This is a genomic window from Nitrobacter vulgaris (assembly GCF_031453995.1).
GTDB classification, from domain to species: domain Bacteria; phylum Pseudomonadota; class Alphaproteobacteria; order Rhizobiales; family Xanthobacteraceae; genus Nitrobacter; species Nitrobacter vulgaris.
Window position 1 is genome coordinate 29,422 of the sequence record NZ_JAVDPZ010000017.1, and the last position, 11,807, is coordinate 41,228.

Here is an 11,807-nt window from a genome sequence, read left to right on the forward strand (position 1 = left end):
TTTGCTCGGAGCCGCTGTGAGCTGACTGGGTCGTCAACCGTCGCACTCCAGAACACAAAGCCAAAAACCGCTCGCTGGAGCACGATCCCAAAAATCGTACGCGGTTTAGGATGCGATCATGTCAACGCAGATGAGGTTGAAGTCGACTCAACCCTTGGACGTCTCACCCGCAGGGCGTTCCGTCGCCACCAGCTTCGCGAGCCGGACCTCTTCTTCCTCGCTCAATCGCGGCGGCGTATCCTGGGCCGCCTTCAACGCTTTCGACCGCCGCCGGCTGTATCCCCAAAGCACCAGTCCGCCGCCGACCAGAAGAATGGGAGTCAGAAGCCAAAGCGCCAGCGTGCTGGTCTCGAAAGGCGGCTTCAGCAGGACGAAGTCGCCATAACGGTCCACCAGAAAATCCCGCACCTGCTGATCGCTGTCGCCAGCGGCGATGCGCTCGCGCACCAGCAGACGGAGATCTCGGGCCAGCGGCGCCGAAGAATCGTCGATCGACTGATTCTGGCACACCATGCAGCGCAACCCGCGCGACAGGTCGCGCGCGCGCGATTCCTGTGCGGGGTCGGACATGATCTCGTCAGGCTGCACCGCATGAGCGGAAGACACCACCACGAGCACAAAACAAAAGGCGGCGCCGAAAACAGGCAGAAACCTGCTCGGTGCAATGAACCGTCTGCGTAGCGACGATAATGCTTGCACGAGTTCATGCATGGCGGCCTTACTCCGCCGGCTGGAGGGCGTGGCCAGACTTCGCCGGTTTCGGCGCCCCGACCCGCAAACGGCGGTCTGACAGCGATAGCACGCCGCCAAAAGCCATCAGAACCGGCCCAAACCAGATCAACAGCACCATTGGTTTGTGGTAGATGCGCACCGCGATCGATCCATCGGCGGAGGCATCACCGAGCGAGATGTAGAGCTGGCTCACGCCCCGCGTCAGCAGCGACGCTTCCGTAGTCGAAGCCGGGCGCGTCGTGAAGTTACGCTTCGACGGCGTCATCACCGCGATCGGCTGGCCGTCTCGACTGACGGTGAAGCGCGCGATCTGTTCACGATAGTTGGATCGCTGTTGCTGCGTCGTACCCTCGAACGTCAGACTGTAGCCACCGACCTGCGCTACATCGTTCGTCTTCATCGAGGCGATGTATTCAGTGTTCCAGGTGGTTTCGCAGACGATGCCGATCAAGGCCACTCCGAGGCCGGCGTGGGCGAAAACCGTACCCCAGGCCGAGCGCGGTAGCCCCTTCGCCCGGCGCAAGGACACCGCCAGCGACGCACGGAACAGGTTGGTGCGCTCGGCGAGATCGCAAAGGGCCCCGAGAATCACGAACACCGCCAGCCCGATCGCCAGCGGCGCAAATGTACTGCCGCCCCGTGTCCACGCCAACAGCACGGCCACTGCGATCACGCTGCCGACGCCGGCGGCGATCAGCCGTTGCGAAGCGCCGAGCAGATCACCCCGCTTCCACGCCAGCAGCGGCCCGAACGGCACCGCGATCAGGAGCGGAACGAACAAGGGTGCGAACGTCAGGTTGAAGAACGGCGCGCCGACCGAAATCCTGTTGCCGGTGATGACCTCGAGCGCAAGCGGATACAGCGTGCCGATAAAGACCGTGGCGCAGGCGGTGGTCAGGAACAGGTTGTTGAGCACGAGCGCACCCTCGCGCGAGATCGGCGCGAACAGTCCGCCCTGCTTCAACGCGGAGGCACGCCAGACGTACAGGGTCAGGCTGCCGCCGATGAAGGTGCAGAGGATCAGCAAGATGAAGACGCCACGCGTCGGGTCGGTGGCGAAGGCATGGACCGAGGTCAGCACGCCCGAGCGAACCAGGAAGGTGCCGAGCAGCGATAGCGAGAAGGTCAGGATCGCGAGCAAAATGGTCCATACCCGGAGCGCGTTGCGCTTTTCCATCACCACCGAAGAATGCAGCAGCGCCGTACCCGCCAGCCACGGCATGAGCGAGGCGTTCTCGACCGGATCCCAGAACCACCAGCCGCCCCAGCCAAGTTCGTAGTAGGCCCAGTACGACCCCATCGCGATCCCGAGGGTGAGGAAAATCCACGCCACCAGCGTCCATGGCCGCACCCAACGCGCCCAGGCTGCATCGATGCGGCCTTCGATCAGAGCGGCGACGGCGAAGGAAAACGCGATGGAGAATCCGACATAGCCGAGATACAGCATCGGCGGATGCACCGCGAGCCCGATATCCTGCAACACCGGATTGAGATCGCGGCCTTCCATCGGCGGGTTGGCGATCCGCATGAACGGGTTCGATGTCAACAGGATGAACAGGTAGAACGCGGTCGCAATCCAGCCCTGCACCGCCAGCACATGGGCGCGCAGCGTCAGCGGGAGATTATTGCCGAACGCGGCGACCAGTCCGCCGAACAGCGCGAGGATCGTCACCCACAAAAGCATGGAGCCTTCGTGATTGCCCCAGACGCCGGTGATCTTGTAGATCAAAGGCTTCAGCGAATGGGAATTCTGGAAGACATTGACGACCGAGAAATCGGAAACGACGTACAGTGTCGCCAGCGCAAAAAACGAAGCAGCGACAAACAGCAATTGCGCTAGCGCGGTCGAGCGCGCCACGTTCATCAACGCGCCGTCGTGCAGTTTCGCACCGATAATCGGAACCACGGATTGTATCAAGGCGAGCCCGAGCGCCAGCACCAGCGCGTAATGTCCGATCTCAGCGATCATTGCGACACCTCCGGCTTGCCCGAGGCCTCAACAGCTCCGGCCTGCGCGCCATAATCGTCCTTCCAATGCCCCTGCTTCTTCAAGGCATCAGCGACCTCCTTCGGCATGTAGGTCTCGTCGTGCTTAGCCAGCACGGTGTCGGCCTGGAACACACCCGACCTATCGAGCGCCCCCTCGGCGACCACACCCTGCCCTTCGCGGAACAGATCGGGTAGAATGCCCTTGTAGGTCACCGGGAGAGTCGCGCTTCCGTCAGACACCTGGAATGTCACTGCGAGATTGTCACCGCGGACCAACGAGCCAGTCTGCACCAGTCCGCCCAGCCGGAAGCGTTGCCCCGGCTGAATGTGTTTCTCCGACACCATCATCGGCGTCGAAAAAAACACAATGGAGTCGCGCAGTGCATTCAGCACCAGCGCGGCTGCGATACCGAGCACCACGAGCGATCCGCCGATCATCGTCAAGCGCCGCTGCTTGCGAGTCATGTTTCACCTGCGCGCAAAGCAAATACCTCGATCATCCATCTATCCCGAGCGCCTTGAACCCTTCGTTGAGCTGGCGCAAACCTGCTTCATTCTGCCCGAGCGCGCGGCGCGCGTCATCGCGCACGGCGCGCGACTTCTCCGGCTCATTGAGCACCATATAGGCGCGAGCCAGCCGCAACCATCCTTCAACATCGTTGCTGTCCTGCTTCAGGCGCGCAGCAAGCCGGTCGACCATCCTGTGAACCATTGCGGTGCGATCCGCTTCATTCATGTCGTTCGCCGCGGCCACCGCTTCGTCCGTCGGACGAGGCGCGCCGTCCCCGACCTGCGCCAGCGCCTCCTGTACGGTCGCACGCCACTGCGCATCCCCAGGCGCATCGGCCAACAGGGCCTTCCATATCTTGACCGCGTCGGTCGTGCGGCCGTCCTGCTCCGCGGCCATTCCGAGAAAAAAGCGTGCCTTCACTTCCTGGGGATTCAGCGCGACCGCCCGTTCGAACTCGTTTTTCGCGTCGGCGGTGACGATACCATTGGCAGCCCCAGTCATCGCTGCGCCGAGTTCGGCGCGGCGTTGCGCGGTTTCGCCCTCATACGTGATCACGTTGCGATAGGCGCGCGCTGCCTCATCGAAGCGACCGAGTTTTGCGAGCACCGGCGCCAAAACGGTCCAGCCCCGGCCGTCAGCGGGATTCTTTTCCAGGTGCGATTCGACCTGCGCCACGAGGTTGTCGAGGGACTGCGATGAATCGGCCGTTTGAATGCGCGCCGCAAGGGGGAAATCAGGCAGTTGGGGCGATCCCAGGGGAAGGTAGATCACGAACGCCAGCAACGGTATCCCGGCCAGCGCTACGACCGCCACCGCACGACGCAGCCAGAGTTTCGACTCTTGGGGCTGATGGCTTTCCACATCAGCCGCCTCCAGGAGCCGCCGTCCGATCTCGACTCGCGCCGCAGCCGCCTCTGGCTCGCCGATCAGGCCCGCGGCGGCATCACGTCCGACCTCTGCCAGCTGGTCGCGGTAAACTGTGGTCTCGCTGCCACCCGAGGTTCGCCGCTTACTCGACCGGCCGAGGGGCCACAGCACCGCAAAAGCCGCTCCGGCGGTCATCAGCGCGAACACAAACCACAACGTCATCTCATCAGGGTTCCGTTGGACCGGCGACGGAAACGGCCGATCCGATGGCCGGGTTACATCACGACTGGGAAAAGGACGCAATTGACAATTGCGGCACAATCGGCGGCAAACATCCACAACCGCATGATTTGATGGAGTTTATTCAGAAACGCCCCTGCCTGCTCACCCCGCCCGCGATGATTTGCGTTCGACCGTGAGCGCTTGTTCTGCCGCCCGGCTCATCAGCGACGAATAGTCTTGACCAAACAGAACCTCGCAGAAGCGGATCACCGCCTTGACCTGTTGCTGGCGGAATGCGCGGACACGCTCATCACCGTTGCGAAGCGATTCGACCAGTGTTTCGGCGGTCCGCTCGACGTAATGCTGCAAATCCGAATAGGTCCGCATGGTGACTTCGTTGATAGCCAGCTCGCTGGCGTAGTTCCGGCACACCGCGACGAAATCGATCAACGCGGCGGTTTCCTCGACCTCGATCGGGTCGAGCTGCGCACCGGATGGAATGTCCTTGTCGGGCCGCTGACGCAGCAGACGCCGCACGCGGCCGGAGACGCCCTCGATTTCCGATTGCAGAACCTCGGAAATATTGACCCTGATCGCCGCGAGCTGACGACCCCAGTTTGAATCGGAGCGGATATCGAGTTCGGTCCGCAGCCCGCGAACGCCATCATGCAAGGTCTTCAAGTGTTGGGAGACATTCTCGAACCGGCCGCGCCGGATATCGGTCCGCAAGCCTGCGGACGTCTGCGACAGATCGTCGAGCGCCATCTTGACCGCCACGCCATAAGGCGTCGCCGCCACTCGTATCTCGTCGTCCGAACCCGCTACCCGGACCGCCAGGCGGATGATCTGCCACGATGCGGACAACCGCTGCATCACCAGCGACAATGCAAACGGCAAGGCCAGCGGCGTTTGCAGGGAAGGAACATTAAGCGCCATCATCACGGAGGCGATCTGCGACTCGCCGAAGATGTGCAGAAAACTCGGCAGCCGGCTATTTAGGGTGTCGAGGGCATCGCGCGCGTTCAGAACCGCTCCGATTGCGGCCAGATCTTCAACGACGCTGGGGGCTCCGATGCGACCAAGTGCGCGCTGGCGATCCATATCGGAACGATCCGTGAGGGTCCGCTGGATCGCGGCTGCCGCGGCCAGCTGAAAAGTCCGCGCGGCCGCCTCGATATCGGATGTCGATCCAATCTGAGTCGCCAACGCAGCCTCGAACGCGTGCGCGGCGGCCGGTGCACCCTCGCGCGCCAGCCACTGCCAGACCGGCATGAGCGAGGTGCGCCGGATCTGCCCGGGGCGTAACACGACGCCGTCCTCCACAAGAAACGGATTCAGATGACGGAACAGATGTTGAGCCGGGTCTTCATTCCGCTGCTCGCCGTCACCCGATCTGCGGACGATCCGGCGCAGCTGATCGAGTACAAGGTTGGCGACCGCGGCATCTTCGCCGCGCTCCGCCGCGCGCTCGAACTCTCGCATAAGCAACGCCTGCGATTTCGGCGGAAGCTGCGCGAGATAGTCCTTCAGCCGTTCAATCGAGGTCTGGTCCATGCACGCACATCTTCGCGCGAACGATCGCGCGGGCACCGGAAAGCCCGTAGCGTGTCATATCAGAGACGGTCTTAAGGATGCGTTGCAGAAGGCCAGAGGACTTTCGAGACAACGGGATACCGGTTCGCGTGAAGAAAATACCTCAAATAAAATCACAATCCCGCTCCGATTCCATCGGAAGCGAAAGGGCTCGTTCGAGACTCGAACACAAATCAGCAAAGCTTTGATTTGATTCAAACTCGCGGGCCTTCCGATCGCGCCCCAGTTCTCGTCGGCATTCCGGCAAGTGGTTCTGCGCACAGTAGGGAGTTGGCATGGGGCCAGCGAAACGGGAACTCAAACCGCCGGCAGCAAGAGTTCGGCGCGCAATCCGCCGATCGGCGCCGTATCCAGTGTCAGGCGACCGCCATAGAGAGCCGCCAGATCGGTGACGATCGACAAACCCAGTCCGGAACCTGGCTTGGTCTCGTCAAGACGGCGCCCGCGCTGCGAAGCCTGCGTCCGCTCGGCATCCGACAGTCCCTGACCGTTATCGTCGACAATAATCTGCAACATCGCGGGTTCCGCTCCGGAAGGCGGACGGACCGAGACGTTGATGAACACCCGCGAATGCGCCCACTTGCAGGCATTGTCCACGAGATTGCCAACCATCTCCTCGAGATCCTGGCGCTCGCCGCAAAACTTCGCCGCCGGACTGACGTCGACATCGATGGCGACATCGCGGTCGCGGTGAATCTTCTCCATGGTCCGGCGCAGCGCCTCGACGACGGGCGCCACATCGGTCACCGTTCCAACGACGGTGAGCCGCGCAGCCATACGGGCGCGTTCCAGGTGATGAGCGACCTGATTGCGCATCATCTCGGCCTGTTCGAGCATTTTCGCGGCGAAGGGATCGCGCTCATGCGAGCTGGCCTCATTGATGATAACCGAAAGCGGTGTCTTGACCGCGTGCGCGAGGTTACCGACGTGGGTGCGGGCACGCTCGACGATGTCACGGTTGGCATCGATCAGCGCATTGGTCTCGCGGGCGAGCGGCGCGATTTCAACGGGGAATTCGCCCTCCAGTCGTTCCGCACGGCCGGACCGGATGTCGGCGATCGCATCTGAGATGCGTTTCAGCGGCGCAAGACCAAACCGCACCTGAAAGATCGTTGTAAAAAGCAGTCCGATCGTGAGCGCGGCAAATGTGCCGCCGAGATAATAGTCGAAAGTCCGCGATTCATCGAAAATTTCGCTGGCGTCTCCGGCCACAGCGACACGAAACTTGCCATCGGCACCAAGATCGACCGGCCGCTCCACCATGCGCAGGGTTTGCCCTTCTGGCCCGTCGACATATCCGACGCGGACTCCGGATAAGGAAAGCTCAATCCCCTGATCCTCCAGCTTCGGCAGCTTATTATCCCATAGCGAGCGTGACGCGCGGGTTTCCTTTTTCTTGTCCGGATCGCTGCGGTCAATTTCCCAATACCAGCCGGATAACGGCAGATCGAACAGCGGCTCGCCGAGCGACTGGAACTGATGATCGGCAGGCTCGTCAGGCGCCGTCACTTCGGCAATCAGGGTGCGAAGATAGAGGTTGAGGCGACGGTCGAAGGCACGCTCGGACGCTGAGCGATAGACCGACGACAACACCACGCCGGTGATGAGCAGAACGACCACAACCCACGCGGTCGCGGAGAGAAACAGCCGCGTAGCCAGCGAATTGGAACGGACGCCCGGAAACTGCCTAGCGCGCATTTGCCGGCGGCGTGAGCAGATAGCCGAGTCCGCGCACCGTCTGGATGATATCGACGTCCAGCTTTTTGCGGATGCGGCCGACAAAAACTTCGATGGTGTTGGAGTCGCGATCGAAATCCTGATCGTAAAGGTGTTCGACCAGCTCGGTGCGCGACACCACCCGACCGGTGTGGTGCATGAGATAGGCCAACAGCCGGTATTCATGCGACGTCATCTTGACCGGATTGCCGCCGACGCTGACGCGGCCCGTGCGGGTATCCAACGTCACCGGCCCGCAGGTCAGTTCGGACTGGGCGTGTCCTGTGCTCCGTCGCAGCAGCGCGCGCATCCGTGCCAGGATTTCCTCCAGATGGAAGGGTTTGGCGACATAGTCGTCGGCGCCAGCGTCGAATCCCTGAACCTTGTCACTCCAGCGGTCTCGCGCGGTAAGAATCAGGACGGGCATGGTCCGCCCCCCGCGTCGCCAAGCCTCCAGCACGGAAATGCCGTCCATCTTCGGGAGGCCGATGTCCAGCACCACCGCGTCATAAGGTTCGCTTTCGCCAAGGAAATGTCCCTCCTCGCCGTCAAACGCGCGATCGACCACGTAGCCGGCGTCGGTCAACGCGGTCGTAAGCTGGCGATTGAGGTCGGGATCATCTTCGACGACGAGAAGGCGCAAAGCGGACTCCTGATTCCTCCCGTCAAGATGGACCGCCACCGCGTGAATGGCAAATGAACAGCAAGAACCCGCTTACGCCTTTTTTCCGCCCGGGGGGCGGACACGCCTGCGCTGGCCGCCGAGCCGACCTACCAGGTCACGTCGTGGTCGAGCCATCATCAGGCGGCAGCGGACTCAGGAACACGTCGGCCTCGGCGTTGATCCGGGCCAGCACCGCATCGATCTCTTCGGCGGTTGCATTGCTGCCGCGTACCAGGCCGGCGATGGCCTGAACGTAGGGGATCGAGGAGACCACGCCTTGCTCGATCGCGGGGGCGACCTTGACGATGGCGCTGACGATGGCTTCAGCGGCCGCGAGGCCGGCTGTCACTTCTGCTGCGGTGACCATGCGCTATGCTCCTGATAAGAGGATTTGCTGGACGACGATCAGCGTTGACCGCGCCGCCGCTAGTGCGTTGGTGATGTCGACGGACGGATAGGCCTTCTGCAACGCGACCAGATTGTTCACGGCGAGGCGCGCCTTGCGCATCGCCGATTGCAACCTTTCGATCACCGAACGTTTGGCACAGATGTTGGCCACCCCCGGCTCGGTTCCTGTCCGGCAAAGCGGCAGTGCCTTATAGGCATTGGCGGCATTCACCGCGACGCCAAAGGCGTTCTCGATGCCGTACACCGTATTGAGCGAAACGGCGGTGTTCAGATTCAGCGACGGCAGCGCGACGGTCTGGCAACCTGCCAGCGCCAGACCGGAAACGACCGCTATCGTGGCGACAAGTTTTCGCATGAAAGCTCCTGTTGTCTGGATTACTTGACGGCACCGGTCGCGCCGCTGACGGTCGGCACGTCGGAACGCGCGGCGATGGCCGAGCGGACCGTCCTGGTGTCGGCCTTGACGTAGAGCCCCCATGCTACCGTAAAGAGCGTACCGATCGCGCCGATGACGCCGGTCACCTGGTCAGCGGTGACCCATCCCTTGCCGGTAGCGAAGCTTCCCGCCGCGATCAGCAGGTAGCGCGCGATCTGCCACACCGAATCCGATGTCATGTGTTGTCTCCAGTAATGTTTTGAGGATTGCGCGAGCCCGTCGCGCGGCGGTCGTTCTATTCACTCGCGACCCGTGCGTGCGAAGTAATCAGATTGGTATCGATGCGCTTGAACTCGATTTCGCGCTCGCTCGCCATTCTGGCCAGCTCGTAGTCTCGCTTGGCGTCGGTCTGCCGCTTGCTGGCTTCGTCCTCGTTGCGAAGCCGGATCTTCGCGAGTTCGAGTTCCTGATCGAGGGCCAGACGGCTGCGCCGCGTGACCGCGAGCGACGCAACGGCTGAAAGGCAGATGAAGGCAACGCAAAGCACGGCGGCGGAGTTGAAATCCACCGGCCCAACGATTTGAGAAAGCATGAAAGATTTTCCCTTTAGTGGATTCCGAGACTACGCTTCCATCTTGAAAGCCACGCCTCGCGATCTCGCAGCCCGACATAACCGCCGTTCAGCCGCTTTGTGACACCGCGCACGTCGTCTTTTTGAGCGAACGGAAGGCATCCGCAATTGACGAAATCTGCGACTCCGCATTTCAGAAAGTGCGCCGGATCGTTCACTAGGTCGGGATGCGTCACGACATCGAGGCCGGTCGCCGCCGCTAGTCGCCGATAGCCGTCCCTTCCTGTTGTTTGAACGGCGCCTCGGCCGCGAAAATCCCAGCCGTCGTCGGAGCCCGCGCGATTGCCCATGCGGCCGTTGTAGACTTTGTTGGCGAGCGCACGCGGATTATGCGCGTAAGGCGCGGCGCTGGACGCGTTCGGAAACCGCGACGGCCAAACCTGGGTCATTCGGCCCGCCGAATAATTCAGGTTCTCAATCACGGCAGTCCCGGCCCCGCATTCATGGCTGATCTGGGCCATGACATGGGCGATCAGCAGCGGCGTGGCGATCTCGTGTTCGTCGAATACGGCCGGTGCCGTTGCCGTGATGGTCTCGACCAGCCCGGCAATTCTGCTATTGCCGCGCGGCCAGAGCTTGCGAAGCGCTGCTCCGAAATCAGGCATGGCGGAAGCGTTCGCGGCCGAGGCTGCGTTGGGCATTGGATTGGTCCTTTTTGGCGGCGGAGCCGGGCTTCACCCGGCGAGGGCATCTGATGCTTTTCGCAAGTTCACTGACGACCGAAGACGACGACACTGAAGGCGCGATCGATCGCGCCGCCCCCGGCGCCCGTCCCGGTGATGGCAAGCGTCACGCTGGATGAAGAGCGACTCGCAAACACCTCCTGAACCGTTTCCGTGGTCCCAACCCCTCCGAACTGGTTGACGGTGGCAACTACTGCAAAACTCGTCGAGGCAAAGGGCGTCGTGAAGCCGATTGTGAGATTCCCCGTCGAATTTTTGCTGATGCTTGCGATGTTGTAGCCGGCCGACAAGGTGTATGTGCCGCCGGACTGGGTGAAATAGCCCCATGCCTTTGCCGCACTGTCATGATCCTGCTGATGCGCCGGCGTTACCGCCACTGTGTTGTCGGCGCCCGCCTGCTGCTGCGACTTGGTTGCAGCCGCCCCCGCCTCGCGCGCGATCACTTGCCAGCGCGCGGCGGTGCCGTCGTAACGAAGGATCGCGGCCTGCTTCGCCGACATCGTAAGGTTATTGTCGAGAGACAAACGATTCGATGCCGACGACGATGCGCTTTCGTTCAGCAGCGTGATCGGCTGGCTGCCCACGTTGATGACGATGAGACAACGCCCTTCGGCTCCGCCCGCAAGGCCGGACACGTTGCGCGCAGCGTTCGAACTGATTTGCAGCACCGACGCCGCCGCAAAGCCCGCGGGATTATAGTCGTTCTGATCGGCCGTGATCTGTGTGGGCGCAATGACGCCGGTCAACGCCAGTCCGCGCGGCAGCGAGACGTTGCCGCTGCCCTGATCGATGGTGAACGCCTCGGTCCAGCTTGACCCGTCCGCCGACACCTTGAGCTTGAAGGTATCAGCGCCGACGAGGCCGAACTCCGCTCGACCTGAGAAATTGTCGGAAAAGAAGATCGACGCCGTGTTAGCGGAGCTTTCCTTCGATACCTGAAGTCGCATGTCGCCGGTTCCGCCGTCGGCAGCGTCGATGGCGGCAAACAGCGCGGCATTGGATTTGACCGCGAGCAGATTGGGACTGCTCGCAGCGGTGTTGACGCCGAGATGCGCCAGGTTATCGAGCGCCGACGGACCGCCCGCACTCTGCCAGGCCGCGCCATCGAACACGAACAGGCCGCTGTCCGCCGCCGACCAGATGCACCATCCGGTCTTCGGCACGAGGAAGGCCCAAGCGCCGTCCTGCCAGGTCGCGATTGTACCGTCCTGCCCGGCCCACGCGCCGGTCGCGACGCCTGCGACCACATGACGTTCGCCCTCCGCTGGACTGGAGGGCGGCGCGGTGAGCGTCAGATCAAGCACGCCGATCTGAACCGCCGCGTCGAGAATGCGCAGCGCCTCATTGTGAGTGACGTGCTTCTGGGCTTGGCTGCCATCGATATACGGCAGCCCGAGATTCGGTGTGTCTGTCAT

13 protein-coding genes are annotated in these 11,807 nt (G+C 62.4%); all 13 read right to left on the reverse strand.

What is annotated here, in order from left to right:
• Positions 1–147: 147 nt before the first annotated feature.
• Positions 148–711, reverse strand: coding sequence for a cytochrome c-type biogenesis protein (locus GGQ85_RS11750; RefSeq protein WP_309774661.1), 564 nt, complete (start codon positions 709–711; stop codon positions 148–150).
• 7 nt (positions 712–718) lie between these two features.
• Complete coding sequence (locus GGQ85_RS11755; RefSeq protein WP_309774662.1) at positions 719–2,701, reverse strand: heme lyase CcmF/NrfE family subunit; 1,983 nt, start codon at positions 2,699–2,701, stop codon at positions 719–721.
• Positions 2,698–3,186, reverse strand: coding sequence for a cytochrome c maturation protein CcmE (ccmE, locus tag GGQ85_RS11760; RefSeq protein WP_079446240.1), 489 nt, complete (start codon positions 3,184–3,186; stop codon positions 2,698–2,700). Before ccmE ends, GGQ85_RS11755 begins: the two co-directional genes overlap by 4 nt.
• A gap of 31 nt (positions 3,187–3,217) precedes the next feature.
• Positions 3,218–4,321 carry a c-type cytochrome biogenesis protein CcmI gene (ccmI, locus tag GGQ85_RS11765; RefSeq protein ID WP_309774663.1) on the reverse strand — a complete coding sequence of 368 codons (1,104 nt, stop codon included), beginning with the start codon at positions 4,319–4,321 and terminating at the stop codon, positions 3,218–3,220.
• Between the two features lie 162 nt (positions 4,322–4,483).
• Entirely contained in the window at positions 4,484–5,875 is a 1,392-nt protein-coding gene (locus tag GGQ85_RS11770) for a hypothetical protein (RefSeq protein WP_309774664.1), read from the reverse strand.
• Between the two features lie 336 nt (positions 5,876–6,211).
• Complete coding sequence (locus GGQ85_RS11775; protein ID WP_309774665.1) at positions 6,212–7,612, reverse strand: ATP-binding protein; 1,401 nt, start codon at positions 7,610–7,612, stop codon at positions 6,212–6,214.
• Entirely contained in the window at positions 7,602–8,273 is a 672-nt protein-coding gene (locus GGQ85_RS11780) for a response regulator transcription factor (RefSeq protein WP_309774666.1), read from the reverse strand. Before GGQ85_RS11780 ends, GGQ85_RS11775 begins: the two co-directional genes overlap by 11 nt.
• A 136-nt stretch (positions 8,274–8,409) precedes the next feature.
• On the reverse strand, positions 8,410–8,661 hold the full coding sequence (locus GGQ85_RS11785) for a hypothetical protein (protein ID WP_309774667.1): 252 nt from the start codon (positions 8,659–8,661) through the stop codon (positions 8,410–8,412).
• 3 nt (positions 8,662–8,664) lie between these two features.
• Positions 8,665–9,057 carry a hypothetical protein gene (locus tag GGQ85_RS11790; RefSeq protein ID WP_309774668.1) on the reverse strand — a complete coding sequence of 131 codons (393 nt, stop codon included), beginning with the start codon at positions 9,055–9,057 and terminating at the stop codon, positions 8,665–8,667.
• A gap of 20 nt (positions 9,058–9,077) precedes the next feature.
• Entirely contained in the window at positions 9,078–9,317 is a 240-nt protein-coding gene (locus tag GGQ85_RS11795; protein ID WP_309774669.1) for a Pam3-gp28 family putative phage holin, read from the reverse strand.
• A 56-nt stretch (positions 9,318–9,373) separates the two neighbouring features.
• On the reverse strand, positions 9,374–9,670 hold the full coding sequence (locus GGQ85_RS11800; RefSeq protein ID WP_079446233.1) for a hypothetical protein: 297 nt from the start codon (positions 9,668–9,670) through the stop codon (positions 9,374–9,376).
• A gap of 14 nt (positions 9,671–9,684) precedes the next feature.
• Positions 9,685–10,350: a glycoside hydrolase family 19 protein gene (locus GGQ85_RS11805; RefSeq protein WP_309774670.1), complete on the reverse strand. Its 666-nt coding sequence runs from the start codon at positions 10,348–10,350 to the stop codon at positions 9,685–9,687.
• A gap of 68 nt (positions 10,351–10,418) precedes the next feature.
• Positions 10,419–11,807 carry a DUF2793 domain-containing protein gene (locus GGQ85_RS11810; protein ID WP_309774671.1) on the reverse strand — a complete coding sequence of 463 codons (1,389 nt, stop codon included), beginning with the start codon at positions 11,805–11,807 and terminating at the stop codon, positions 10,419–10,421.